This is a genomic window from Curtobacterium sp. MMLR14_002, assembly GCF_001864975.1.
In the GTDB taxonomy this organism is placed as follows: domain Bacteria; phylum Actinomycetota; class Actinomycetes; order Actinomycetales; family Microbacteriaceae; genus Curtobacterium; species Curtobacterium flaccumfaciens.
Map to the genome: position 1 here is coordinate 15027 of NZ_MJGT01000002.1, position 24076 is coordinate 39102.

Consider the following 24076-nt stretch of genomic DNA (forward strand, 5'->3'; position numbering starts at 1 on the left):
CAGGAGCGGCGGGGCGTCGTCGTGCGTGGCCGGGCGTGCGCCCGCTCAGCTCTTGGCGGGGCAGACCGCCGAGACCTGGTCGAGCGTGGTCTGCACCTCGGACTGGGCCTTCGTGACCTCGGTGGAGTCCTCGGCCGCGCCGGAGCGGATGGCCGAGCTGTAGCCCTTGGCCGCGCCGGAGAAGTCCTCGAACGTGTCGTGCACCTGATCGTTCGAGACCTTCGTCAGCGCCGAGTCGATGCGCTGGACGAACTCGTCGACGAGCGCCGCACGGGCCTTCGGCTCGGCCGGGGCAGAGCTGGAACCCTGCTCCTTGAGGAACGACGCGAGTTCGTTCTCGAGCAGCGAGCAGGCTTCCTGCTTGGTCTGGGCGGGTGCCGCTGCGGCGGTCTTCGAGGCCGACGGTGCGCTCGACGAGCCCGAGTCGCCCCCGGAGGAGCTGCCGTCGGACGAACCGCCGTCGCCGCCCGAGCAGCCGGCGAGCAGCGTGAGCGCGAGGCCGGCGGTGGCGAGCGCGGTGAGGGTACGGCGCATCAGGAGTTGCACTCCTTCTGGAACGCGTTGCCGGCGTCCTGCACCTTGGTGCTGGACTTCGTCAGGGCCGAGACGTCGGCCGACTGCGGGTCGTCGGCGATGTCCTCGATGTCGTCGACCAGGTCGCCGTACGCCTCTTCGAAGGCGTCGCCCTTGGCCTTCAGGTCGTCGTCCGACAGGTCGTCGACGCCGTCGGAGATCTTCTCGTCGAGCTCCTTGAGCTTCGTGACGGCGGCGTCCGGGTCGGACTGCAGGTTCGCGGCCTCGGACTGGACGCCCTGGGCGGCGGACTTGACGGTCTTCTCGAACTGCGTGCACTGCTCGGCCTTGGACGGCCCGGTCGAGCAACCGGCGAGCAGCGTGAGTGCGAGGCCGGCGGTGGCCAGCGCGATGAGCTTCTTGGGCATGGTGGAGAGTCCCCCTCGATCTGTCCGCACTCCCCCGGATGAGGTGCAGATCCGTCATCGAGCGTACAGGGAACATCCACAGGGAGACCGGCCGGGTTGTGGGCGACCGGCACCCGGCCGGAGGCACGTGGCGCGTAGCGTCGAGGGCATGCGAGCCATCACGTTCGACGACGCTTCCATGTCCGTCACCGACCTGCCCGACCCGGAACCCGGCACGGACGAGGTCCTGATCGAGGTCGCCGCGGCCGGCGTCAACAACGCCGACCTGCAGCAGCGCGCGGGGAACTACCCGCCGCCGCCCGGGGCCTCGGAGATCCTCGGGCTCGAGGTCTCCGGCACGGTGCGGGCCGTCGGTGCGGGCGTCACGACCGTGGCGGTGGGCGACCGGGTGTGCGCGCTGCTCTCCGGCGGCGGGTACGCGGCACTCGTGGTCGCGCCGGTCGCCCATGTGCTGCCGGTCCCCGAGGGCGTCGACCTGGTCGAGGCGGCCGGCCTGCCCGAGGCCGCCTGCACCGTCTATTCCAACATCGGCATGCTCGCCGGGCTCCGCCCCGGGCAGACGCTCCTGGTGCACGGGGGTACGGGCGGCATGGGGTCGCACGCGGTGCTGTGGGCGAAGGCCCTCGGTGCGACGGTGATCGCGACGAGCGGCGGCGACCGCAAGGTCGCCGCGTCCCGTGAGCTCGGCGCCGACCTGGTGGTCGACCACCGCACGGAGGACTTCGTGGAACGCGTCATGGCGTTCACCGACGGTGTCGGCGTCGACGTGGTGCTCGACGTCGTCGGACCGTCCTACCTGGAGCGGAACCTGCAGGCCCTCGCCCCGAACGGGCACATCGCGGTCATCGCCTCGGGCAGCGGCCGCACTGCCGAGCTCGACTTCGGGGTGCTGATGCGGACGCGCGCGACGATCAGCGGCACGACCCTGCGCGCACGGCCGCTCGCCGAGAAGGCCGCGATCGTCGAGGCGGTCCGCTACAACGTCTGGCCGCTGGTCGCCGACGGCCGGGTGCGCCCGGTCATCGACTCGGTGCTGCCCCTGGCCGAGGTCGAGGAGGCCCACCGCCGCGTGCGCGACGGCGAGGTGATCGGCAAGGTGCTGCTGACGCCCTAGGCGTGCACGCGGGCGAGGAACTCGACGAGCGCCGGGTGCTGCGGGTGGTCGAGGACGTCGGCGGGGGATCCCTGCTCGACGACCTCGCCGCGGTGCAGGAACACGATCCGGTCGGCGACGTTCCGCGCGAAGTGCATCTCGTGCGTCGTCATCAGGATCGTCGAACCCTGCCGCTTCAGCTCGGTGACCAGGTCGAGCACCTCGCCGACGAGCTGCGGGTCGAGGGCACTCGTGACCTCGTCGAGCAGCAGGAGTTCCGGGTCCGACGCGATCGCCCGGACGATGGCGACGCGCTGCTGCTGCCCGCCGGACAGGCGATCGGGGTAGGCATCGGCGAAGGAAGCGAGACCGATCCGGTCGAGCAGCCGGCGCGCGGTGTCCTCGGCCTGGGCCCGTCCGATGCCGTGCACCTGGCGGGAGGCGAGCGTGACGTTGTCGAGCACGCTCATGTGCGGGAACAGGTTGAACTGCTGGAACACCACGCCGATGCGCGCTCGAACGGCGTCGACGGCGACGCGCGGGTCGGCGATGTCCGTGCCCTGCAGCAGGATCTCGCCGTCGTCGATGCCCTCGAGCAGGTTGACCGTCTTGAGCAGCGTCGACTTGCCGGAGCCCGAGGCCCCGATGACGCAGATGACCTGGTGGCGGTGGACCGTCAGGTCGATCCCGCGCAGGACCTCGTGCTCGCCGAAGGCCTTGCGCAACCCGCGCAGTTCGAGGACCGCGGCGTCCGTACCGGACGCACCACGGGCCTCCAGGCCGGCCTCGCTCATACGGTCCCTCCGATCTGCTCGCGCCGCTGCTGGCGACGCGCGATCGCGTCCGTGACGCGGATCAGCGGCAGGCTGATCACCACGAACAGCAGCCCGGCGACGAAGTACGGCGTGAAGTTGTAGGTCTCGGCCTGCGCGATCTGGGCGGAGCGGACCGCGTCGACGGCCCCGAGGATCGACACCAGACCGACGTCCTTCTGCATCGACACGAAGTCGTTCATGAGCGCCGGGGTGACCTTGCGGATCGCCTGCGGCAGCACCACGAGCCGCAGGGTCTTGGCGTGCGAGAGCCCGAGCGACCGGGCGGCCAGGCGCTGGGAGGGGTGTACGGCCTCCATGCCGGCCCGGAGCACCTCGGCGATGTAGGACGAGTAGGTCAGGGTGATCGCGATCGTGCCCCAGACCTCGGCGGGGAGCCGCGGGAACACCCCGAGCCCGGGGATGCCGTAGCCGACCAGGTAGAGCACGATGATGAGCGGCAGGCCGCGGAACAGGTCCGTGTAGCCGGTCGCGAGCATCCGCAGCGGGAAGAACACCGGGTTGCGCAGGCCGCGGACGACCGCGAGCAGCGTGCCGAACACGGCGACGCCGATGGCGCTGAAGAACAGGATCCGGACGTTCAGCCAGAGGCCCAGCAGGATGTCGGGGAACGTGTCGACCGCGGTCTGCGGGTCGAAGAACGACTGCTGCACCGCTGCCCAGCCGGGGGTGTTCACGACGCCGAAGTACACGACGGCGAGCACGACCAGGGTGGAGACGACCGACACCACGACCGAGCGACGGCCACGCTGGCGGCGGTAGAGCCGACGCTCGAGCTCGACCTGGCTCGGCGCGGGTGCGGCGACCGGGGTGCCGGCCCCTGCTGGCAGGGTCATCCGGTTACTTCAGGACCGGCGTGCCGGTCTCCGACGACAGCCACTTGGTCTGCAGGTCCTGCAGGGTGCCGTCGTCGTCGAGGGTCTTCAGGGCCTTGTCGACCTTGCTCGTCAGCGCCGAGTCCTTCGGCAGGACGAAGCCGAACTGGTCGCCCTTGCCGTCGTCGGGGAACTGCGCGGACACGGTGCCGTCGTCGACCTGGGCCGAGGCCATGTAGAACGCCGTCGGCAGGTCGGTGACGATCGCGTCGATCTGCCCGGACTTGAGCGCGAGCACGGCGTCGTCGTTGGAGTTGAACACCTGCGGCGTGACACCGAGGACGTCCTTGACGCTCGCGATGCTCGTCGAACCGGTCGCGACGCCGATCGCGTCCTGATTGAGGGCAGCGATCGTGGTGTCGCCGGCGGCCTTCGACCCGGAGGTCGTCACGACCGCCTGGGTCGTCGTGTAGTAGGCGCTCGACATGTCGACGGCCTTCTTGCGCTTCGCGTCGATCGAGAACTGCTGGACGTTGAGGTCCCAGTCCTTCGGGCCCGGGGCAATGGCGCTGTCGAAGGTGCTGCGCTTCCACACGACGTCGGACTTGCTGTAGCCCATCTCCTTCGCGACCGCGTAGGCCACGGCGGACTCGAAGCCCTTGCCGGACTGCGGCTTGTTGTCCTCGACCCAGGGCGAGTACGCCGGGTCACCGGTGGCGATCGTGAGCTTGCCGTCGGTCACGGTGCCGTCGGCGTTGCTGCTGCCCCCGGCGGAGCAGGCCGACAGGGCGAGGGCGGCGACCGCGGCGGTGGCGACGGCGAGGGTGAAGCGGAGGGGACGGGTCACGGTCGGGCCTTCGTGCGAGGGGGTGGGGGCAGGTCGAAGTGTACTTCGCGGTGGGATACCAACGCGACTCCGGGCGTCCCCGGTGACCTCCTCTCGTGTCACACACCAGTCGACGGGTCCGGACCGGGCTGGTAATCTGGCGACGCAGGCTGAACCGGGCGCATGCTCGGCTGAGGTCTGAGATCAAGGGGCGTCCCAGCACGGGGCGCCCCCTTTCTGTTTCCTGGACACCCCCGAACGCCGTCACGGCCAGACGACGACGGCGTCGCGCCGTGCGTTCGTCACCTCGGTGCGCCAGACGGGTCGCAGCTCGTCCCACATCGTCTCGTCGCAGACGCTGCCGGTCTTCGTGCCGGGCGCCTGGAACCGCCGGAACCCTGCGTACGCGACCAGGTCGGCCGCCTGGACGAAGTACGACGACCCCGAGTCACGAGGGACCGGATCCTCGACGAGCAGCGGCGCACTGACGCGAGAACCGCCCGGCGCGAAGCTGTGCCGACGGAAGCGCCGGTGGATCGCGCGGACCGTCGCGTCGTCGCCCGCGTCGTGCACCAGGATGATCGGCTTGCCGGATTGCTCGGACCGGATCCGCAGACGCTGGAGCAGGTAGGTCCACGCTCGGTCCTCGGGCCGGTAGTCCATCGGCCGGGCTTCCTTGTCGATCACCACCGCGAAGACCCCCGATGCCACGACGGTCAACGCACCGAGCGACCTCCGGAACACGTCACGCCGCTGGCCGTCTCCGAGCCCGAGGTCACGCAGGTCTCCTCGCCCACGCAGCAGCACGTTCGCCTTGAGCTCATGGCGCAGGAGGATGCCGTAGGTGTCACGGATCTCACGACGGACCCCCGTCAGCCAGTCGAGCCGATCGGTCCAGTCACCGCCCGGGACGAGCACGCACCCCAGTGTGTAGGTACGAGTCGCGCCCGGAGACGCAGCCGGGTCACCCTTGTCTCCGGTCTCGTCCACGTACGCGAACTCGAACGGCGCGTCGAGCGCCGCGCGAGCGAGGGCAGGGACGCGACCGGACTCCATTCAGCCAACATACCAATGTGGTACGTCAGTCGGCCATCGTGAAGTCGTCGAACGAGAAGCCCGGCGACACCAGGCAGCTCAGCAGCACCTCGCCGTCGCCCGGGATCGTCCGCTGCCACACCCCGCCGCGCACGAACGCCTGCGCGTCGTTCACGCGGTCGCGCCCGGCGTCCGGGCCGAGCGTGATCGTCGCGCCGGGCTCGGGGACGTCACCGTCGCCGCCGAGCTGCAGGTCGACGGTGTCCGGCCCGTGCCACATCCAGATCTCGTCGCTCGTGACCCGGTGCCAGGCGGAGGCCTCGCCCGGGGGCAGCAGGAAGTGGATCAGGGTGGCGGCCGGACGGTCCCCTGCGGGGGTGGTGACCGTCGCCGGCGAGGTCCAGGTGCGGACGTACCAGCCGCCCTCGGGGTGCGGTTCCATGCCGAGGGCGATCGCGCGCTTCGGCACGTCGAGCCACTCGATCAGCTCACCGGTGACGGTTCGGCGCGCGGCCATTCCGGGGTGGGGTGCGGACTCGGTCATCGTTCCTCCTGGTGCGGTGTGGGGACGTCCATGTGCGGGGAAGCCGGTTCGGTGACGACGCCCGCCGCGGCGCGGACGACCCCACGGATCACGGTGGCGGCCGCCCGCCCGGCGCCGTCCTCGACGAGCTCGGCGAGCGCGTCCGGCACGGTCCGGGCATCGACGTCGAAGACCGCCAGGTCGGCGCGCGCCCCGACGGCGAGGTGCCCGATGCGGTCCGGCCCGACGGCGAGGCCCATCGCGTGCGCACCACCGAGGGTCGCCGCCGCGAGCAGCCGCTCGTGCAGGTCACGGTGCCCGTAGCCCTGGGCACGAGCGATGCGGTGGAGCGCGGTGACGTCGGCCATCAGGTCGAGGGACGGCGACGACGACAGGGAGTCGGTGCCGATCGCGATCGGGCTGCCCTCGCGCAGGTAGTCGGCGACGGGCGGCGGGTCGAGGCCGATGACGGCGTTGGAGCGGGGGCACAGTGCCACCGCGGTGCCACGCGCACGCAGGAGCGCCCGGTCGGCGGCGGTCATGTACACCCCGTGTGCGATGTGGCAGTCCGGCCCGAGCACGCCGAGGCGGTCGACGAACGCGGTCGCGCTGGCACCGAAACCCAGGGCCCGAAGCGCCCGGAACGACGGCACGTTCGCCAGGTGCCAGTCGTTCCCGTGGCCGACGCCGTCGACCCCGTCGAGCCCGGGGACCGGACCGAGGGCGGTGCGCTCCCCCTCGAACGCCGCTTCACCGAGGTGCAGGTGCAGTCGCAGACCGCGCTGCCGCACGATGTCGGGGAGCTCGAGCAGCGGGGCGACCTCGAGCGAGTACGGCGCGTGCGGGGACAGGCCGGCTCCGGGCGTCGTGGGGATCCGGTCGAGTTCGTCGAGCACCTGGTCGCGACCGTGCGACTGCCAGGCGTCGTTCTCCCAGTCCATCACCTCCCAGTACGCGATGCCGCCGAGGCCGGCGTCCTGCAGGGCGGTCGAGGCCTCGATGTCGGTGACGATGTCCGCGATGCTCGTGACGCCGGCCAGGATCGACGCCCGTGCGCCGTCCGCGGCTTCGGCCCGCCAGTCGTGCGGTTCGGCGTAGTCGACGTTGAACGCTGCGGCCCAGTCCTCGAATCCGCTGTACTGCCGTTGGCCGACACTGGCCATGCCGGTGTACTGGAGGTGCGAGTGCGCGTTCACGAGCCCCGGCAGGAGCGCGCCACGCCACTGCCGCTCGGTGAAGGTCGCGCCGGAACCGGTGAGCTGGTCGATGACCCACGACCGGTCGCCGACGTGCAGGATCCGGCCGTCCTGCACGGCGACCGCGCCGTCAGCGATCGGTGGCGCGGTCATCGGGACGACGACGCGCGCCGAGTGCACCGTGACCGGGTGCTGTCGGGCGCTCACGCCGGGTCTCCGAAACGGTGCGTCCGGACGTCCGGCTCGCGGTCCGCCGGGTGCTCGGCGGGGAGGCCGGGAGGCAGGGGTCGGCTCCCGAAGGCGGCGAGCGCCGTGCGGGCGGTCACGTCGTCGACCGCGGGGTCGATCGGCACGACGGCACGCTCCAGCTCGTCGCCGCGCTCCAGGAGCATCCGGACGGCGCCGAGCTGCACGGCGAACGACAGGTCCATGATCTCGACCGGGTTGCCCTCGGCCGCGGTGATGTTGATGCAGCCACCGTCGTCGAGCACGATCGGCCCACCGTCGACTCCGGGGAACACGAACCGCTCAGCCTTCGGCCCCACGTTCCGTCGCTCGGCCCCGGCGGCGAGGGCGTCGTCGACGGCGATCTCCTGGTCGACCCCACCGGCGACGGCGAGGACCGCACCGTCCGCGCAGGCACGGAGCACCTCGAGGTCGATGGTGTGCGACACCCCGGTGGCGCTCATCACGAGGTCGGCGTCACGCACCGCCTCGACGAGCGGGGCCACGGCGTACCCGGCGAAGCGCGCCTGCAGGGCGCGGACCGGGTCGGTCTCGGCGACCGTCACCCGGAACCCGAGGGCGGTGAGCACCAGGGCGACCCCCTCGCCGACGTGCCCGAACCCGGCGACCGCCGCCGCGCCTCCCGGGATCACCCGGTGCGTGCCGGACGCGAGCCCGTCGACCAGGTCGAGCACCGCGAACACCGTCGACTGCCCGGTGCCGTACCGGTTGTCGAAGAACGTCTTGGTGCGGGCGTCGTTCACCGCGATCACCGGGATGCCGAGCTCGCCGCGCGCTGCCAGCACACGCAGGGGCCGCAGGCCGCTCGTGGTCTCCTCGGCGGCGCCGAGCATCGTCGGCAGCAGGTCGGGGCGTTCCTGGTGGGCGAGCCGGATGACGTGCGAGCCGTCGTCGAGCAGGATGTGCGGCGCGGTGTCGAGCATCGCGAGGGCCAGCTGCTTCTGCTCGGGGAGCGTCGCCGTGCTGCTCGCGAACACCGTCAGGCCGGCGGACCGCAGTGCGTCGGCGACGGCGTCGTCGGTCTCGTCGGCGTGGGCGTAGACGACGACCTCGGCGCCGGCGTCACGGAGGAGCAGGCTCAGTACCGCCGTCTTGGGCTCGAGGAACATCGCGACGCCGATGCGGGTGCCGCGCAGGAGTCCACCGTCGCGGAGCTCCGCGGCGACCGACCGGGCGACCGGCATGGAACGTCGCGCCCAGCGCAGGCGGGCGTCCGCTGCGGGGTCGTCCTCGGGGTCGCGGCCAGTGGACACCAGGAAGACGTCGTCGGAGAGCACCGGGACGGCGAGGACGCCGGGGCGGGCGGGTGTGACGGGACCGAAGGCGTCCTCGTCGACCGCGGGCAGGTACCGGCCGGCGTCGATGACGACCAGGGTGGCGCCGCGTGGGCGGTCGGCGGCCTGCTCGACCGCGGCGGTCGATTCCTCGGGTGTGCCGAGGCACCAGAGCTGGTCGACGAGGTCGGACGGGTGCTGCTGGTCCGACTGATCGGCCTCGTGCGCGCCGAGTGCGGTCAGCAGGTGCCGCAGTGCCGCGGCGTCACGGGGGTCACCGCCGACGATGCGGAACCGTCGGGCGGCGACGAGCAGGTTGGTCGCGGCGGCGAAGCGCCGGACGGCCGCCGAGGCCCAGGCCAGCGTCGCGGGGTCGGGTGCTGGCGGCATGTGCCAATCGTAGGGCGAGCGGCAGCAGCGCTCCGGCGCGGGTCAGCGCAGGCGATCGGGTCCGGGCGTCCCGTCCCACCCGGCGGGTGCCTGCGTCGCGTCCCGCCCGACGGGTGCCGACAGCGCCTCCGTGCGTCCGCGGTGGTGCCGGAGCACCCCGACCAGCACGGCGACGCCGATGAGGCTCACGATCGCGAGCCCGATCACGTAGACGGTCGTCACGATCCCGCCGACCGCCGCCGGCACCATGCCGTACTGCGCGGCCGAGAACGGGACACCGGACACGACGAACGCGATCAGCGTGGCGATCGTGCCGTTCGCGTCCCACAATCCGTGCAGCACCGAAACGACCACGTACGCCACGATCGGCGGCCACGACCAGCGGAAGCGAGCGCGTCCGGTGGCGGCGCCGAACAGCACCGCACCGAGGATCGCGGTCCACAGCACGTGCCCGACCGGCGCCAGCACCGCGCGGACCACCTCGGTCTGCAGGAGCGACGCCAGGTCGATCCCCCGGGCCGTGATCGCCGCGTTGAAGGCGTAGCCGGCGGACTCGAACGCGGCGAACCCGGCCCCGATCGTCGCGCCGAGCAGCGCACCCTGCCTCGCCGTCTTCGGGCGGACGCGCCACCCCACGACGACGAGCAGGACGCCCTTCACGAACTCCTCGACGAAGCCGACGACCAGGTACAGCCCCGCTCCCTGCTCCAGGTCGGCCTCGAGCAGTGAGGCCCCGAGCACCCCGAGGATCCCGCCCACGAAGAACGCCGTGACGAGCTGCATGGTGCTGACCGTGCCGGTGACCCGTTCGATCACGAACAGCACGACGGTGAACGGCACGAGGAAGCTGCCGAGCAGGATGATCGTCGGCACGAGGTTCGTGTTCTGCGTCGACACCGTGACGATGATCGTGACGACCCACAGCACGAATCCGACGAGCAGGGTCTTCCACCACCAGCCGTGGCGGTGGTGGGGGTGTGCGACGGGCGCGTCCCAGGGCAGGCTCATGGGCACATCGTGCTCCGGGCAGGGCGAGGGGTGTCACGGGAATGCCCGGGGGCGCTCCGACGTACTCTCTGCACATGAGCGATGCGACGACTGCCCCCGACCGCGTGACCATGTTCGGTGCCGACTGGTGCCGCGACTGCCGTCGGTCCAAGGCGCTGCTCGACACCCTCGGCGTGGACTACGAGTACGTCGACGTGGAGCAGGACCTGTCCGCGGCCGACCGTGCCGAGGCGATCAGTGGCCGGAAGAACATCCCCGTCGTGGTGCTGCCCAACGGCAAGCACTTCGTCGAGCCGTCGGACGCCGAGCTGCGAGCAGAGCTCGAGGCCTCCGGGGTCGTCTGATCGGCGAACCCGACAGTCCTCCCAGGAAGCACGGAGTTTCGTCGGATGTCGGCCCTGACTCCGGCAACCATGCCGCGGCAACCGCACCCACGAGGAGGACACCGTGCTCGGTCTCATCATCAGCTTGATCATCATCGGACTCATCGCCGGCGCTCTCGCCCGGCTCATCATCCCCGGCAAGCAGAACATCGGCATCCTCATGACGATCGTCCTGGGCATCGTCGGATCGTTCGTCGGCGGGTTCCTCGGGTTCCTGATCTTCCAGCACGACCCGATGGACGGCTTCTTCCAGCCGGCCGGCATCATCGGTTCGATCATCGGCGCGATCATCGTGCTGTTCATCTACACCCGCGTCGCGGGCCGCGGCTCGCGCCGCTAGGCACGACGCTGCCGGTCTGACCGGCGAACGACCACAGTCACCCCGAACCGCGTTCCTGCGCGGTTCGGGGTGATTTTGCGTGTGCGGGCGGACTGCGCGCTGCGAACTGCGACCGGGTCGTGTCGCCCGCCACGGCCTGGAGGCGCGGTGCGGGTCCGACCCGCACCGCGCCTCCAGGCCGTGGTCGCCCCGCGCCGGGGGCGACGCGATGGTCACGCTGGTCAGGCGGTGGCGAGCCGCCCCATCTCGGCGACGACCGCGCGCAGCCGCGCAGCGAGCTCGTCGCGGGAACCGTCCGCCGACCGGTGGGCGGACTCGATCACGGCGGCCATCACGAGGGTGGTCGCGGTCCGCGCAGTGTCCTCGTCGACGCGCTCGGCGGCGACCGCCAGCACGGTCTGCCGTGCGTGCGCCATCCACTGCATCATCGCCGGGACCATCTCGGGGCGGGCTCGGACGAGCTCCTTCATGCGCCGGCGGTCCTGCGGCAGGGTGACCGTGTGCGCGACGAGGTCGCAGAGGTCGGCCACGAGCGGACCCGTGGCACCGAGGAACGCTGCACGCGCCGTGTCCGGGACCGTCGTCGCCGGCAATCCGAGGGCTGCTTCGGCCTTCGACGGGAAGTAGTTGAAGAACGTCCGCGGGGAGACCCCGGCGTCCGCGCAGATCTGCTCGACCGTCACCCCGGCGAGCCCGTGGTCGGTGACCAGGGCGAGTGCCGACCGGTGGATGGCGGACCGGGTCTGCTGCTTCTTGCGTTCACGCAGGCCGCAGTCGCTCGCGACGAGGTCCTCGGTGGTGGTGGGCTGGTGCACGTGCTGCGCTCCGTCCTGCTCTCGGGTCCGTGCGACGCCGGGCCTCCGCGTCGTGTGACGGGGAGGCCCGGCGTGGCTCAGACCTGCGACCGACCGCCCTGGACGGGGATCGAACCGGTGACCGGGGCGGTGGGCGAACCCATCGTGTCCGCGGCCCGCACGGCCTGCGCCTCGAGGTCGTCGGCGGTGCCGGCGTCGTCCGCCTGCTCCTGCAGGGCCGAGCTCTTGCGGAGCGGCGGCGCCTTGAAGAAGAAGCTCAGGACGAACGCGAGCAGGATCACCGCGAAGCCGACCCAGTAGACGGTCACGGCCGAGGCGTTGAACCCGGACATGAACGGCCGGGTCAGGGCAGCGTCCGCACCGTTCAGGTACGACGTGTCGCTCGTCTCGGCGTTCGAGTCACTCGAGTCGTTCGCGCCCTTGTCGATCTGCTTCGACAGTTCCGGTGCGAGCTGGTCCACCCAGTAGGTGCGCTGCGCCGAGTCCGACCAGTCGACGACGAGCCGGCCGTCCTGCACGCTTGCGTGCGCCTTGTCGGCGGCGGCGGTGAGTGCCTGCTGCTGCACGGCGTCGGGAGCCCCGGCGGTGGCCTGGGTCACCTGGTCGGTGGCGGTGTCGAGGCCGGACTGCACCTGCTGCTGGAGCGGGGTGACGATCGGGTTCCAGATCTGGTCCATGACGCCCTGGTTCGCCTTCGCGCTGGCGATCTCCGGGTCGAGCGCCGCACTGAGGGCGGGCTTCAGGTTCGACTCGTCCGCCGTGGCGTGCAGGATGTTCGTCGGCATGAGCGAGAACAGGACTGACAGCAGGACGGCGGTGCCGAGCGTGCCACCGATCTGGCGGAAGAACGTGGCGGACGAGGTCGCCACACCCATGTCACGCGGCTGCACCGAGTTCTGCGATGCCAGGGTGATGCTCTGCATGAGCTGGCCGAGCCCGAGGCCGATCAGGAACATGCCGATCATCAGGAACCAGAGCGGCTTGTCGATCGTCATGAACGTCAGGACGACGTAGCCGAGCGACACCAGGGCGGTGCCGATGACCGGGAAGATCCGGTACCGGCCGGTGCGGGCCACGATCTGCCCCGAGGCGATCGAGGCGATCATCAGGCCACCGATCATCGGCAGCGTCGCGAAGCCGGACTCGGTCGGCGTCAGGCCGGTGACGATCTGCAGGTAGAGCGGGATGGTGAGCATCGCACCGAACATCGCGAAGCCGACCAGGAAGCCCAGGATGGTCGCCATCGAGAACGTGCTCGAGCGGAAGAGCTTGAGCGGGATGATCGCGTCGTCCTGCATGCGGGTCTCGATCACCAGGAAGGCGACGAGGCCGAGCGCACCGATGACGTAGCAGGCGATCGCGCTGGCCGAACCCCAGCCCCACGTGCGGCCCTGCTCCGCGACGAGGAGCAGCGGCGCGAGGGTGACGATGACCGAGGTCGCGCCCCACCAGTCGATGCGCGGCTTGGCCTTGGCCTCGCCGAACTTCGGCAGGTGCAGGAAGGCGATCACCATGAGGAGCGCGGCGACGCCGATCGGCACGTTGATCAGGAAGACCCAGCGCCACCCGGTGATGCCGACGATCGAGCTCGCACCGGCGAACAGGCCGCCGATCAGCGGGCCGATCACGGACGAGATGCCGAACACGGCGAGGAAGTAGCCCTGGTACTTCGCGCGCTCACGGGGCGCGAGGATGTCGCCCATGATCGCGAGGGGCAGCGACATCAGCGCACCGGCACCGATGCCCTGGAACGCGCGGAAGGCGGCGAGCATGGTCATCGACGTCGACAGGGTCGAGAGCAGCGACCCGAGGATGAAGACGGCGATGCCGAAGATGTAGAGCGGGCGACGGCCGAAGACGTCGGAGAGCTTGCCGTAGATCGGCGTGGTGATGGTCGACGCGATCAGGTAGGCCGTCGTGACCCAGGCCTGCTGGTCGAGGCCGTGCAGGTCGTCACCGATCGTGCGGATCGCGGTGCCGACGATGGTCTGGTCGAGGGACGACAGGAACATGCCCGCCATCAGGCCGTAGATGACGAGCAGGATCTGGCGGTGCGACATGATCGGCTTGCCCGGCGTGCTCGCCGGGGAGTCCTGTCGTCCGCGCGACACCTCGACGGGTGCGGTGGCAGTGGACATGCGGAGTTCCTCACAGGGGATGTGGCGTGGTGGTCGTCGGCCTGGTCGGGACCCCGAACGGGTGTCAACCTTGCAGACTCTGCAACTTTACACCGCCAGCACCTTTGCTGCCAACGCAAAGTTGCCGAGCGTGCACGTTTGTGTACGGGTTCTCAGGTACCGTCAGCGCATGGGGCGAACCACCTGGACCGATGTACCGACGACGCTGCGGCAGCAGGTGGAGGGGGTGTTGGGCGGTCCGGTCGTGACCGCCCAGTCCCAGGCGAGCGGGTGGTCTCCCGGCAGCGCCGACCGGGTGACGACCGCGGCGGGACGACGGGCGTTCGTGAAGACCGTGTCGCGCTCGCGCAACGAACCAGCGCTCGAGCTGCACCGCCGCGAGGCCGAGGTCGTGGCCCAGCTGCCGACCACCGTGCAGGCGCCACGGCTGCTCGAGGCGCTCCACGCCACGGTCGACGGCGACGACTGGGTCGCGCTCGTGCTCGACGACGTCGCGGGCCAGCACCCGGGCGGGCACCTCGACGGCTCGGACACGACGGCCGTGCTCGACGCGCTCCACACGCTGCCGCCCGCGACCGGTGGGCTGGTGACGCTCCCCCGCATCGCCGAGGACCTGCGCGGTGAGTTCGGCGCCTGGGACCGGATGCTGGCCGACGACGCGGACGCCGTCCGTGTCGCCGAGGTCGTCCCGCCGCACGTCCTCGACGCCGGCTCCGCCATCGCCCGCGCGGCATCGGGCGCAGCTGCACTCGTCGACGGCGAACACCTCGTGCACGCCGACTGCCGAGCGGACAACCTGCTCGTCGACGACGCCGGGCTCGTCTGGGTGGTCGACTGGCCCTGGGCGAGCGTGGGCGCGCACTGGCTCGACCCGCTGACCTACCTGCTCGACACGCTCGTCCGCGGTGAGGACGCCGACGTCGAACGCCACCTCGCCACGCACCCGGTCTTCGCCGGGCTGCCCGCCACCACGATCGACGCCGTGCTGGCCGGGCTCGCCGGGCTGTTCTTCGAGCACGCCCTGCCCCCGGCGCCGCCGAACATGCCCACGATCCGCGACTTCCAGCGGCGCGAGGGCGTCGCTGCCGCCGAGTGGCTGCTCCGCCGCTGGGCCGCCTGACAGCGCGCCCGCCGGAGCGGGGGACGCGTCTGTCCAGGGAGCGCAGCGCACCGGAGCGTACGGTCCACCGCATGACTGATGAGCACCGCACCCCGCGTCCCGAAGACGACGCCGCGCGCCTCGGTCTCGTCGTCGTCGGAGAAGCAGCAGCCCTGCAGTCCGGCGACGAGGCGGCACTGGACGCGAGCGAGCAGAACATCCGCGACACGATCGACGAACTGGTCGACGAGCCCCTGACCCCGCGGCAGGAAGAGGTCGTCGAGCGACTCGCCGCGGCCGGCGGCACCCTGACCGCCGGACTCAGCGGTGCCCTCGCTGCCCAGAGCGGTCGCAGCGTCGACGACGTGCTCGAGGGTGCGGCCCGCAGTGTCGTCTGGCAACAGCGGCTCGCCGACGAGCGTGAGGACGCCGGCGCGCAGCAGCGCGACCCGCAGAACGAGAACGGGCACGACGAGGGCTGATCCCCCGTCGCGCCCGCTGCAGGGACCCGCTCGGTTACTCGGCCGGTTCGACCTGTGGCACCGACTGCTCGCGCACGACGGCACGGGCAGCGGCCTGACCCGTCGTGGTGCTCTTCACGATGTCGCTCAGGGTGAACCCGGCGGTGGCACCGAGCAGCGCATCGACCTCGCTGAACTGGCTGACGACGCTCTTCGACAGTGCACCGGCGCCGTCGGAGGACACCACGGTGAGCGTGTCGATGTTGCTCATCGGAGCAGCGAGCTCGCGGGCGATGCTCGGCAGTGTCTCGATGGCCTTGACCCGCAGGACGGCCTCGGAGTGCTGTGCGAGCGCGTCGGCCTGCGCCTTGGTCGCATCGGCCTCGGCCTGGCCCTTCGCACGGATCGCGTCGGCGGCGGCTTCACCCTCGGCGCGTGAGGCGTCGGCCGCGAGCTTCCGGGCGTCGGCCTCGGCCTTCGCCTCGGCTGCGACGGCCTCGGCGGAGATCCGGCGGGCCTCGGCCTGGGCGCGGGCGGTCTCGACCTGGGCCCCAGCGGCGGCTTCGGCCTCGACGCGGGTCTTGCGCGCCTGGGCCTCGGCGACGGCGGAGACCTCGGACTCGAGCTCGGCACGGCGCAGCTCGGCACGCTTCTGCGCGGTGATCTGCTCCTGCTCGACGACGCCCTGGGACGCACGCGCCTGGGCGAGCGGGCCGGCGGCAGCGGCTTCGGCGGACGCACGGTCGGCGTCGAGCTGCAGCGCGGCACGGCGGATGGCCAGGGTGTTCTCGGCCTCGGCGATCGCCTGGTCGGCGGTGGCGCGGGCTTCTCGCGCTTCGCGGTCTGCCTGGGCCTCGGCGTTCTCGGCCTCGAGCCGCACGCGTGCACGCTCGGCACGACCGAGGTCACTGATGTACTCGTTGCGGTCCGAGATGCCCTTGATCTCGAACGAGTCGACGTCGAGCCCCTGGCTGTGCAGGGCGTCCTTCGCGACGTCGAGCACGGCGACGGTGAGCTGGTCACGCTTGCGGATGATGGTCGACACGTCGGTCGCACCGATCGAGGCGCGGAGCGAGCCGGACAGGACCTCGCGCGCGAAGTCGTCGATCTTCTTCTCCTGCCCGAGGAACCGCTGTGCGGCCGCCCGGATCGAGGCGTCGGTCTCGCCGACCTTGACGAGCGCGACGGCCTCGACGTCGATGGTGACACCGCGGGAGTCCTGCGCGTTGACGTTGATGTCGATCGCACGCGAGCTGAGCGACAGCTTCGCGACCTTCTCGAAGAAGGGGCGGACGAGCACGCCGGCGCCGAGCACGACCTTGATGCCGGACTCGACGGTCTCGGTGCCGTCGGCGTTCTTGACCTTGCGGGAGCGCTTGCCGGTGATGATGAGCGCTTCGTCGGCACCGGCGTTGCGGTACACGACCTTGGCGTAGATCAGCGCGATCACGGCGAGGACGATGATCCCCACGATGATCAGCGGGACGGCTCCGAGCGCGAACAGGACTTCCATGACTCCCCCTCCGGACCAGGCGCCAGCCTGGATTCCGCATCTGTTGTTCCGTTGGCTCCCATCCTAGGAGCGCACGCGGGCAGCCGGGGCGCGCTGGGGAGCGTTGGGGACAACAGACGGGAGGCGCGGTGCAGGATCACCTGCACCGCGCCTCCCGGCCGGGGTTGCGTCTGCGCCTACGCGCCCGCACGCCACCACTCGTCGAAGGGCGTCGCCGGCACCTGGCGCTTGTGCTCCGTCGCGCGGTAGCGCGACTCGATCGCCTCGGCGACCTCGACCGGCACGTCGTGGCCCTGCAGGTAGGCGTCGATCTCGGCGTAGGTGAGTCCGAGGTTCGCCTCGTCGGTCTGCCCGGGCAGCTCGTCGAGCAGGTCGGCGGTGGGCGCCTTCTCGTACAGGCGGGCGGGTGCGCCGAGGTGCTCGAGCAGCTGCCGCCCCTGGCTCTTCGACAGCCCGGTGAGCGGGGTGAGGTCGACGCCGCCGTCGCCGTACTTGGTGAAGAAGCCCGTGACGGCCTCGGCCGCGTGGTCCGTGCCGACCACCAGCAGGCCGCGCTGCCCGGCGATCGCGTACTGGGCGACCATGCGCATGCGCGCCTTGACGTTGCCCTTGACGAAGTCGCTCAGCTCGACGCCCGAGGCCGCGGTGTCCTGCATGACCCCGTCGACCCCGTGCTCGATGTTCACGGTGACGCCCGGGTCGGCCGCGATGAACTGCAGGGCGAGCTGGGCGTCGTCCTCGTCGGCCTGCACGCGGTAGGGCATGCGAACGGTCGTGAACTCGGCGGGGTGCCCCTCGGCGCGGAGCGACTCGACCGCGAGCTGGGTCAGGCGGCCGGCCAGGGTGGAGTCCTGCCCGCCGCTGATGGCGAGGAGGTACCCCTTCGCCCCGGTCGTCAGCAGGTAGTCGCGCAGGAACCCGACACGACGGGCGACCTCCTGCTCCGGGTCGATGGTCGGCTGGACGTTGAGGTCCGCTGCGATGGCGGCTTGGAGTTCACGCACCACCCCAGTATCACGCCGATCCGGCTCCGTGGACCGGCGGGTTCCCGAAGACGTCGATCGGATCGACCGGGAGGTCCCGGGGCGGCGGTGACCCGATCACCACCGCCCCGGGGATCCGCGACGACCCGAACGCGTCGCGGACCCGGTGAGGCGGACGCCGGTACCCGCCGGCGCCCGTCCTGGTCAGGCGCGACGAACCCGTCGCGCCGGGATCGCGGTGGGTGGTCCGTGGTGTGGCACGGTGCCTCCTCCCCCGACGGGGTCTCCGCCGCTGATCCGCCCCCGGTGGTGAGCCAGGGGATGTGGGGCCCGTCGAACGGGCCGAGGGCGGCTGGTGAGGCCGCTTGCTGTGGAAGGTACCAGGATGCGAGCAGGGCTCGACGCCCCCGTTGTGGGGTCACGACTCGGACTGCCTTCGTTGACAGTTCGATGGCTAACAGTTAGAGTCCTGATCATGCAGGCACCGGACTTCACGACACCGCTCCAGCTCATGCGGTGGATCGGATGGGCACAGCGCAAGGGCGCCGAGGAGTGGGTCCGTGAGCGCGACCTCACCCACGAGCAGTCCTTCGTGCTCGGGTACCTGCAGGAACACCCCGGCGCCATCCAGCGGGACATCGCCGAGGTCACCCGGACCAGCGCGGCCAGCGTCTCGAGTCTCCTGCAGGGGCTCGAGCGGCGTGGCCTGATCGAACGACGACCGGACGCCACGAACGGGCGGACGAAGACGGTGCACGCCACCCAGGCGGGCATCGACCTCATCGCCGGGTTCACCGACGCGATGGTCGCCCTCGACGACTCCCTGCTCGCACCCCTCGACGAGGACGAACGCGTCACCCTGCGGCGACTGCTGCAGAAGGTGACCGCGGAACTCGCGCCGCCGACCCGCTAGCCGAACCACCGCACCACCCGCGCCACCGGCGCCACCCGCACCAGCGCACCACCCGCGCCACCGCACCGACCCGTTCCACGCACCACGCGCCTCCCGGCCGGATCCGCCGGCGCGCCTTCGCGACCCCGCGATCCCGCGCCTTCCCGACCCGCGACCCTGCGATCCCGCGACCCCCACCGGTCGCGCGCTCCCCCCTGCCGTGCCGGCGTCCGTCGGCGCGCCCACCGTCATGCCCGGAAGGGAACCGTCATGTCCTCCACCACCACCGCCGCGGCGACGAACCGCTGGTACCTCTCCGCTGCCCCGATCGCCCGAGCCCTGGTGCACCTGTGCGTGCCGATGGCCGCCGCGATGGTCGTCAGCGCCCTGTACAACGTCATCAACGCGGGCTTCATCGGCGCCCAGCACGACACGTCCCTGCTCGCCGCGATCACCTTCGGCACGCCCCTGCTCGGCCTCGTGATGGCCGTGGGCGGGGTGTTCGGCGTCGGCGGCAGCGCGTTGATGTCCCGGTTGCTCGGCGCCTCGGAACACGATCCCGATAAGGCGCGGGACATCAAGCACGTCGCCTCGTTCGCCCTGTGGGGAGCCGTCGTGACGGGCGCCGTGCTCGGCGTCGTCGGGCTCCTGCTGCTCCGCCCGCTCGTCGCCGTCCTCGGTGCCGACGCAGCAGCCGTACCCGCCACGAGCGAGTACGTCGCCGTGATGCTCGCGTTCGTCCCCGTCCTCGCCGCGTCCTTCGCGCTCGAGCAGATCGTCCGCTCCGAGGGCGCCGCGCGGCAGGCGATGATCGGCCTGGTCCTGTCCACGGTCGGCAACCTGGTGTTCGACGTCCTGTTCATCCTGGGGCTGCACTGGGGTGTCGGCGGCGCCGCACTCGCGGTGGGCCTGGCCAACGTGGTGTCGATCGCCTACTGGGTGACCTGGCTGCAGCGGAACAGCGAGAACGTCAGCTTCGCGCCGAAGTGGTTCACCCTGCGGGCGGACATCCTGAAGCCCGTGTTCGGCATCGGCGTGGGCGAGCTGCTGCAGTCCGCGTTCCTCATCGTCACGACACTCGTCCTCAACAACCTCGCCGCCGCCTACGGTGACGACCCGCTGGCAGCGATGGGCGTCGCGGTCCGCATCGCCCAGGTGCCGGAGTTCCTGGTGATGGGCGTGACCATCGGCGTGCTGCCGCTGCTCGCCTACGCGTTCGGAGCGGGCGACGCCGATCGACTCCGCTCCGGCCTGCGCGCCGCGGCCCTGACCGTCGGCGGCATCGTGCTCGTCTTCTCCGGCACCGTGTTCGTGTTCCGCGAGCAGGTCTTCACGATCTTCTCCGGTGACCACTCCGTGCTCGCGATCGGCATGACGATCCTGACGGCACAGCTCGTCGCCGCCGTCGTCAACGGGTTCACGGGGCTGCTCACCTCGCTGTTCCAGGCGACCGGGATGGTGATGCCCGCGATGGTGCTGTCGATGGCGCAGGGCGTGCTGTTCATCCCGATCGTGATCGCCGGCAACGTGTGGTTCGGTCTCGCCGGGATCATCTGGGCACTCACCGTCACCGAGGGCATCGTGTTCGTCGCCGCCGTCATCCTCTGGCTGGCGACGCGGGGCCGCATCGCCCGAGGCCTGGCCGAGGGCAGCGCGGCACGCGCCGACGCCGCGCTGGAGGCCGCTCCCGTGGCGTGAGGCGCGTCACCCCCGGCGTCACGCACGACGTGCGGACGGGAGGCCCGGTGCCGGTCCGGCACCGGGCCTCCCGTCCGTCGCGTGGTCACGTTCCGTGCGCCGCGTGCGCTGCGTGCGTGTGTGCGCTTCGTGAGCAGGAATGGTCGGGTGCGCGCGTGCGACCCGACCATTCCTGCTCACGAAGTGGGCTGGCGCTGCGCGCGCTACGCGCTACGGCCGCGACCGCGCCGCAGCAGCAACACGACGACCGCGCCGGCCACCAGGACGGCCCCGGTGCCGAGGCCGATCCACACGCCCGGCGCGATGCCCGGCGACGAGGACGGAGCACCGTCCGAGGCTCCGGTGGCCGTCGCGGTGGCACTCGACGTCGGAGCGGTGCTCGCCGTCGGGGTCGGGGTGGCACTCGTGCTCGGGGTCGACACGGGCGCTGCGGCCCGGTACTCGAACGCGAGCGTGCCCTCGATCGGGTGGCCGTCCGGCGACACGTACCGCCAGAGCACCGTGTAGCGGCCCTGGTCGAGGTCGACCGCGCGGCGCATGGTCGTCCCGGAGACCGTCACGTCACCCCTGGCGACGTCGGCACCGGAGGCGTCCGTCACCTGGATCCGGAGTCCGGCGTCGAGGCCGGCGAGCGGCGCCTCGGAGAAGGTCAGGTCGACGGACTCGAGCGGTTCGGTGACGACCGCCCCGTCCGCCGGGGTACTGCTGGTCAGGGCCGAGTGGGCCGACGCGGGTTGGACACCGACGAGCGTCAGCAGTCCCGCCGCGACGATCGCCAGTGCCGCCGCCGTGGTTCGGGCTGTGCGCATGCGCAGACTCTACCGACGGTCGAGCGGTAGCCCGCTGGGGGTCAGAGCTGCTCGCCGAGGAAGTCCGCGTAGGTGGGCTCGTAACGCGCTTCGCTGACGCTGACGAGCTGGTGGCCGGTTCCTTCGAGGCGTTCGGCGACGAGGGCGGCGAGGTCTTCGGGCGAGCGGAGGCCGTGGCGGTGCCAGGCGTTCTGGATGGTGGCGGTCATGGCGACCAGCCCTTCGTCGAGATGATGCGCATCTCGGATCCGTCCGGGCCGACCCGCTGTGCCAGACCTCACAGATCGTGAGGAGCATCGTGACGACGAGTCCCTGATGACTGACCCGGTACCGCAACGATACGGTCGCGCCCGATCGCCGTCGAGGCGGATGCGCTTCGCGGCTGACGGACGCGACGGACCGGCGCGGCGGGTGCGCTGTAGCGTCGGCCCATGGAGATCCTCTTCGTCCACGGCGCGCTCGTCCGCAACGGCGACTGGTGGTGGCAGCCCACCGCCGACCTGCTGTTCGAACGCGCCGGTGTCCGCAGTCGATCGGTGGCACTGCCGTCCTGCGGCGAGGGCCCGTCCGGCCGCCCCGAAGGCGGTCTCGCCGAGGACGCGGCAGTGCTCCGGGCCGCGCTCGACCACAGCGACGGCGCGATCGTCGTCGGGCACTCGTACGGCGGCACGGTCATCGCCGAGGCCGGCCAGCACGATGCTGTCGAGCACCTTGTCTACGCTTCGTCCTACCTGCCCGACGTCGGATCGGCCCAGGCCGGGATCATGTCGGACGAGCCCGACCCGGTGGCGATCGGTGATGCCGGGGACGGAACCCTGGCACTGGTCGGGTACGACGCCTCGTCGTTCGGCGCTCGGTTCCTGCAGGACGCCGTCTCCGAGGTGCAGCGGGCTGCGTGGGACCGCGTCACCGCACAGTCCGCTGCCGCGTTCGTCACGCCGACGACCGCCGCGGGCTGGCAGGGCGTCGACTCCACCTACCTGGTCTGCACCGAGGACCGGAGCACCACCGTCGGCCTCCAGCGAGCGCACGCGGCACGGGCGACGCGGAGCGTCGACGTCCCCACCGGGCACCATCCCTTCATCACCCGGCCCGACCTGGTCGTCGAACAGCTCGAACTGCTGCTCGGGAGCGCCGCGGCCTGAGACGTCGCGACGACGGACGGGAGGCCCGGTGCCAGCTGGCACCGGGCCTCCCGTCATCAGGGGGTCGCGCCCAGGGCACGGGTCCGCTCGATCAGTCGGTGCCGGAGTCGAAGGCAGCGCCCTCGGACGCGAGGTCCGTGCGACGACCCATCGCGTCCTCGGCGTCTGAGGCGACGATCGCGCCGCCGAGGATCTCCTCGGCCTCGCCCGCCTCGAGCTCACCGACGAGCTCGGCCGTCGCGCCACCGATGAGGCCGGCGGCGGCGTACTGCTCGAGCCGCGAACGGGAGTCCGCGATGTCGAGGTTGCGCATGGTGAGCTGGCCGATGCGGTCGTCCGGGCCGAAGGCGGCGTCGCCGACGCGCTCCATCGACAGCTTGTCCGGGTGGTACGACAGCGCCGGGCCCGTGGTGTCGAGGATCGTGTAGTCGTCGCCGCGACGCAGGCGCAGCGTGACCTCGCCGGTGACGGCGGAGGCGACCCAGCGCTGCAGCGACTCGCGGAGCATGAGGGACTGCGGGTCGAGCCAGCGGCCCTCGTACATCAGGCGACCGAGACGGCGACCCTCGTTGTGGTACGAGGCGACCGTGTCCTCGTTGTGGATCGCGTTGAGCAGGCGCTCGTAGGCGATGTGCAGCAGCGCCATGCCCGGAGCCTCGTAGATGCCACGGCTCTTGGCTTCGATGATGCGGTTCTCGATCTGGTCGGACGCACCCAGGCCGTGGCGACCACCGATGGCGTTCGCCTCGTAGACCAGGGCGACCGCGTCGGTGTACTCGACGCCGTTGATCGCGACGGGGCGACCGGCCTCGAACCGGACGCTGACGATCTCGGTCGCGACCTCGACGTCGTCACGCCAGGCGGCGACACCCATGATCGGCTCGACGATGTCCAGGCCGCTCGACAGCTCTTCGAGGCTCTTCGCCTCGTGCGTCGCGCCCCAGATGTTCGCGTCGGTCGAGTACGCCTTCTCGGTGGAGTCGCGGTACGGGAACCCGCGGGCGACGAGCCACTCGCTCATCTCCTTGCGGCCGCCGAGCTCCTCGACGAACTCGGAGTCGAGCCACGGCTTGTAGACGCGCAGGCGCGGGTTGGCCATCAGGCCGTAGCGGTAGAACCGCTCGATGTCGTTGCCCTTGTAGGTGGAGCCGTCGCCCCAGATGTCGACTCCGTCTTCCTTCATCGCACGGACGAGCATCGTGCCCGTCACCGCGCGGCCGAGCGGCGTCGTGTTGAAGTACGTCTTGCCGCCGGAGCGGATGTGGAACGCACCGGTCTGCAGGGCGACCAGGCCTTCTTCGACCAGGGCGCTCTTCGCGTCGACCAGTCGGGCGATCTCCGCGCCGTACTCGTGGGCGCGGCTCGGGACGGCGTCGATGTCCGGCTCGTCGTACTGGCCGATGTCGGCCGTGTACGTGCAGGGGATCGCTCCCTTCTCGCGCATCCAGGCAACGGCGCAGGAGGTGTCGAGACCCCCTGAGAACGCGATGCCGACTCGTTCGCCGACGGGGAGACTGCTCAGGACCTTGGACACGGGGTCAATCGTACGGGGCCAGCGGGCTCGACTACCGTCCGGGGCGACGGTTGTGGAGAACTGACCTGCCACCTGACCCGCCGTCA

Annotated in this window: 25 protein-coding genes; 8 read left to right on the forward strand and 17 right to left on the reverse strand. The window is 71.3% G+C overall.

The features are described from left to right. Nucleotides 1–45 precede the first annotated feature (45 nt). Nucleotides 46–534: a hypothetical protein gene (locus BIU91_RS02125; protein ID WP_071404029.1), complete on the reverse strand. Its 489-nt coding sequence runs from the start codon at nt 532–534 to the stop codon at nt 46–48. Then, on the reverse strand, nt 534–941 hold the full coding sequence (locus BIU91_RS02130; protein WP_071404030.1) for a hypothetical protein: 408 nt from the start codon (nt 939–941) through the stop codon (nt 534–536). Before BIU91_RS02130 ends, BIU91_RS02125 begins: the two co-directional genes overlap by 1 nt. 148 nt (nt 942–1089) lie before the next feature. Between BIU91_RS02130 and BIU91_RS02135 the strand changes: the two genes are divergently transcribed. Continuing rightward, nucleotides 1090–2055 (forward strand): NAD(P)H-quinone oxidoreductase, encoded by a 966-nt coding sequence (locus BIU91_RS02135; protein WP_071404031.1) that lies wholly within the window; start codon nt 1090–1092, stop codon nt 2053–2055. Here the strand turns inward: BIU91_RS02135 and BIU91_RS02140 are convergent. From BIU91_RS02140 to BIU91_RS02175, 8 genes are all read right to left on the reverse strand, one after another. Further along, nucleotides 2052–2828 carry an amino acid ABC transporter ATP-binding protein gene (locus BIU91_RS02140; RefSeq protein WP_071404032.1) on the reverse strand — a complete coding sequence of 259 codons (777 nt, stop codon included), beginning with the start codon at nt 2826–2828 and terminating at the stop codon, nt 2052–2054. The genes BIU91_RS02135 and BIU91_RS02140 overlap by 4 nt on opposite strands. Beyond that, complete coding sequence (locus BIU91_RS02145; protein ID WP_071404033.1) at nt 2825–3703, reverse strand: amino acid ABC transporter permease; 879 nt, start codon at nt 3701–3703, stop codon at nt 2825–2827. Before BIU91_RS02145 ends, BIU91_RS02140 begins: the two co-directional genes overlap by 4 nt. Nucleotides 3704–3707: 4 nt before the next feature. Continuing rightward, nucleotides 3708–4529 (reverse strand): ABC transporter substrate-binding protein, encoded by an 822-nt coding sequence (locus BIU91_RS02150; RefSeq protein WP_071404034.1) that lies wholly within the window; start codon nt 4527–4529, stop codon nt 3708–3710. 243 nt (nt 4530–4772) lie between these two features. Beyond that, nucleotides 4773–5564 carry a DUF3800 domain-containing protein gene (locus BIU91_RS02155; protein WP_071404035.1) on the reverse strand — a complete coding sequence of 264 codons (792 nt, stop codon included), beginning with the start codon at nt 5562–5564 and terminating at the stop codon, nt 4773–4775. Nucleotides 5565–5589: 25 nt separating this feature from the next. Next, entirely contained in the window at nt 5590–6087 is a 498-nt protein-coding gene (locus BIU91_RS02160; protein WP_253183664.1) for a cupin domain-containing protein, read from the reverse strand. Further along, nucleotides 6084–7469: an amidohydrolase family protein gene (locus tag BIU91_RS02165; protein WP_071404037.1), complete on the reverse strand. Its 1386-nt coding sequence runs from the start codon at nt 7467–7469 to the stop codon at nt 6084–6086. The genes BIU91_RS02160 and BIU91_RS02165 overlap by 4 nt, the downstream gene beginning before the upstream one ends. Next, entirely contained in the window at nt 7466–9172 is a 1707-nt protein-coding gene (locus tag BIU91_RS02170; RefSeq protein ID WP_071404038.1) for an adenosylhomocysteinase, read from the reverse strand. Before BIU91_RS02170 ends, BIU91_RS02165 begins: the two co-directional genes overlap by 4 nt. A gap of 42 nt (nt 9173–9214) precedes the next feature. Next, nucleotides 9215–10180, reverse strand: a complete 966-nt coding sequence (locus BIU91_RS02175; RefSeq protein ID WP_071404039.1) for a PrsW family glutamic-type intramembrane protease — start codon at nt 10178–10180, stop codon at nt 9215–9217. A 74-nt stretch (nt 10181–10254) separates the two neighbouring features. Here BIU91_RS02175 and BIU91_RS02180 point away from each other — a divergent pair, with 74 nt between their 5' ends. Together BIU91_RS02180 and BIU91_RS02185 are read left to right on the forward strand one after the other, a co-directional pair. After that, nucleotides 10255–10524, forward strand: a complete 270-nt coding sequence (locus BIU91_RS02180; RefSeq protein ID WP_017888006.1) for a glutaredoxin family protein — start codon at nt 10255–10257, stop codon at nt 10522–10524. 103 nt (nt 10525–10627) lie between these two features. Further along, nucleotides 10628–10903, forward strand: a complete 276-nt coding sequence (locus tag BIU91_RS02185; protein ID WP_027466577.1) for a GlsB/YeaQ/YmgE family stress response membrane protein — start codon at nt 10628–10630, stop codon at nt 10901–10903. A 221-nt stretch (nt 10904–11124) separates the two neighbouring features. On the opposite strand, the gene BIU91_RS02190 is transcribed toward BIU91_RS02185, so the two are convergent. Continuing rightward, nucleotides 11125–11718 carry a TetR family transcriptional regulator gene (locus BIU91_RS02190; protein WP_071404040.1) on the reverse strand — a complete coding sequence of 198 codons (594 nt, stop codon included), beginning with the start codon at nt 11716–11718 and terminating at the stop codon, nt 11125–11127. 77 nt (nt 11719–11795) lie between these two features. After that, nucleotides 11796–13778: an MDR family MFS transporter gene (locus tag BIU91_RS02195; RefSeq protein ID WP_084740440.1), complete on the reverse strand. Its 1983-nt coding sequence runs from the start codon at nt 13776–13778 to the stop codon at nt 11796–11798. A gap of 247 nt (nt 13779–14025) precedes the next feature. Between BIU91_RS02195 and BIU91_RS02200 the strand changes: the two genes are divergently transcribed. After that, on the forward strand, nt 14026–14976 hold the full coding sequence (locus BIU91_RS02200; RefSeq protein ID WP_071404042.1) for a phosphotransferase: 951 nt from the start codon (nt 14026–14028) through the stop codon (nt 14974–14976). 71 nt (nt 14977–15047) lie between these two features. Beyond that, entirely contained in the window at nt 15048–15437 is a 390-nt protein-coding gene (locus tag BIU91_RS02205) for a hypothetical protein (RefSeq protein ID WP_071244081.1), read from the forward strand. Between the two features lie 34 nt (nt 15438–15471). On the opposite strand, the gene BIU91_RS02210 is transcribed toward BIU91_RS02205, so the two are convergent. Both BIU91_RS02210 and nadE read right to left on the reverse strand, forming a co-directional pair. Then, complete coding sequence (locus BIU91_RS02210) at nt 15472–16929, reverse strand: SPFH domain-containing protein (protein WP_071404043.1); 1458 nt, start codon at nt 16927–16929, stop codon at nt 15472–15474. A gap of 176 nt (nt 16930–17105) precedes the next feature. Further along, a complete protein-coding gene (nadE, locus tag BIU91_RS02215) occupies nt 17106–17933 on the reverse strand; it encodes an ammonia-dependent NAD(+) synthetase (protein ID WP_071404079.1) in 828 nt (275 codons plus the stop codon). Between the two features lie 454 nt (nt 17934–18387). Here nadE and BIU91_RS02220 point away from each other — a divergent pair, with 454 nt between their 5' ends. Next, nucleotides 18388–18825: a MarR family transcriptional regulator gene (locus tag BIU91_RS02220; RefSeq protein ID WP_071404044.1), complete on the forward strand. Its 438-nt coding sequence runs from the start codon at nt 18388–18390 to the stop codon at nt 18823–18825. A gap of 249 nt (nt 18826–19074) precedes the next feature. After that, nucleotides 19075–20502 (forward strand): MATE family efflux transporter, encoded by a 1428-nt coding sequence (locus BIU91_RS02225; protein WP_071404045.1) that lies wholly within the window; start codon nt 19075–19077, stop codon nt 20500–20502. Between the two features lie 203 nt (nt 20503–20705). Here BIU91_RS02225 and BIU91_RS02230 read toward each other — a convergent pair whose 3' ends face one another. Both BIU91_RS02230 and BIU91_RS18725 read right to left on the reverse strand, forming a co-directional pair. Further along, entirely contained in the window at nt 20706–21311 is a 606-nt protein-coding gene (locus tag BIU91_RS02230; RefSeq protein ID WP_071404046.1) for a copper resistance CopC family protein, read from the reverse strand. A gap of 41 nt (nt 21312–21352) precedes the next feature. Continuing rightward, complete coding sequence (locus BIU91_RS18725; RefSeq protein WP_155896891.1) at nt 21353–21520, reverse strand: hypothetical protein; 168 nt, start codon at nt 21518–21520, stop codon at nt 21353–21355. A 222-nt stretch (nt 21521–21742) separates the two neighbouring features. Between BIU91_RS18725 and BIU91_RS02235 the strand changes: the two genes are divergently transcribed. After that, a complete protein-coding gene (locus BIU91_RS02235; protein ID WP_071404047.1) occupies nt 21743–22456 on the forward strand; it encodes an alpha/beta hydrolase in 714 nt (237 codons plus the stop codon). A 91-nt stretch (nt 22457–22547) separates the two neighbouring features. Here the strand turns inward: BIU91_RS02235 and argG are convergent, their stop codons facing one another. Continuing rightward, complete coding sequence (argG, locus tag BIU91_RS02240; RefSeq protein ID WP_042540079.1) at nt 22548–23990, reverse strand: argininosuccinate synthase; 1443 nt, start codon at nt 23988–23990, stop codon at nt 22548–22550. Between the last annotated feature and the right edge of the window lie 86 nt (nt 23991–24076).

What these genes read in the sequence shown, in the direction of transcription:
- BIU91_RS02140 (WP_071404032.1), bottom strand. Translation starts at nt 2,828, where the DNA reads ATGAGCGAGGCCGGCCTGGAGGCCCGTGGTGCGTCCGGTACGGACGCC.
- BIU91_RS02130 (WP_071404030.1), bottom strand. Translation starts at nt 941, where the DNA reads ATGCCCAAGAAGCTCATCGCGCTGGCCACCGCCGGCCTCGCACTCACG.
- BIU91_RS02195 (WP_084740440.1), bottom strand. Translation starts at nt 13,778, where the DNA reads ATGTCGCACCGCCAGATCCTGCTCGTCATCTACGGCCTGATGGCGGGC.
- BIU91_RS02200 (WP_071404042.1), top strand. Translation starts at nt 14,026, where the DNA reads ATGGGGCGAACCACCTGGACCGATGTACCGACGACGCTGCGGCAGCAG.
- BIU91_RS02155 (WP_071404035.1), bottom strand. Translation starts at nt 5,564, where the DNA reads ATGGAGTCCGGTCGCGTCCCTGCCCTCGCTCGCGCGGCGCTCGACGCG.
- BIU91_RS18725 (WP_155896891.1), bottom strand. Translation starts at nt 21,520, where the DNA reads ATGACCGCCACCATCCAGAACGCCTGGCACCGCCACGGCCTCCGCTCG.
- BIU91_RS02220 (WP_071404044.1), top strand. Translation starts at nt 18,388, where the DNA reads ATGCAGGCACCGGACTTCACGACACCGCTCCAGCTCATGCGGTGGATC.
- BIU91_RS02180 (WP_017888006.1), top strand. Translation starts at nt 10,255, where the DNA reads ATGAGCGATGCGACGACTGCCCCCGACCGCGTGACCATGTTCGGTGCC.
- BIU91_RS02210 (WP_071404043.1), bottom strand. Translation starts at nt 16,929, where the DNA reads ATGGAAGTCCTGTTCGCGCTCGGAGCCGTCCCGCTGATCATCGTGGGG.
- BIU91_RS02145 (WP_071404033.1), bottom strand. Translation starts at nt 3,703, where the DNA reads ATGACCCTGCCAGCAGGGGCCGGCACCCCGGTCGCCGCACCCGCGCCG.
- BIU91_RS02160 (WP_253183664.1), bottom strand. Translation starts at nt 6,087, where the DNA reads ATGACCGAGTCCGCACCCCACCCCGGAATGGCCGCGCGCCGAACCGTC.
- BIU91_RS02125 (WP_071404029.1), bottom strand. Translation starts at nt 534, where the DNA reads ATGCGCCGTACCCTCACCGCGCTCGCCACCGCCGGCCTCGCGCTCACG.
- BIU91_RS02170 (WP_071404038.1), bottom strand. Translation starts at nt 9,172, where the DNA reads ATGCCGCCAGCACCCGACCCCGCGACGCTGGCCTGGGCCTCGGCGGCC.
- BIU91_RS02135 (WP_071404031.1), top strand. Translation starts at nt 1,090, where the DNA reads ATGCGAGCCATCACGTTCGACGACGCTTCCATGTCCGTCACCGACCTG.
- BIU91_RS02235 (WP_071404047.1), top strand. Translation starts at nt 21,743, where the DNA reads ATGGAGATCCTCTTCGTCCACGGCGCGCTCGTCCGCAACGGCGACTGG.
- BIU91_RS02175 (WP_071404039.1), bottom strand. Translation starts at nt 10,180, where the DNA reads ATGAGCCTGCCCTGGGACGCGCCCGTCGCACACCCCCACCACCGCCAC.
- BIU91_RS02230 (WP_071404046.1), bottom strand. Translation starts at nt 21,311, where the DNA reads ATGCGCACAGCCCGAACCACGGCGGCGGCACTGGCGATCGTCGCGGCG.
- BIU91_RS02225 (WP_071404045.1), top strand. Translation starts at nt 19,075, where the DNA reads ATGTCCTCCACCACCACCGCCGCGGCGACGAACCGCTGGTACCTCTCC.
- BIU91_RS02205 (WP_071244081.1), top strand. Translation starts at nt 15,048, where the DNA reads ATGACTGATGAGCACCGCACCCCGCGTCCCGAAGACGACGCCGCGCGC.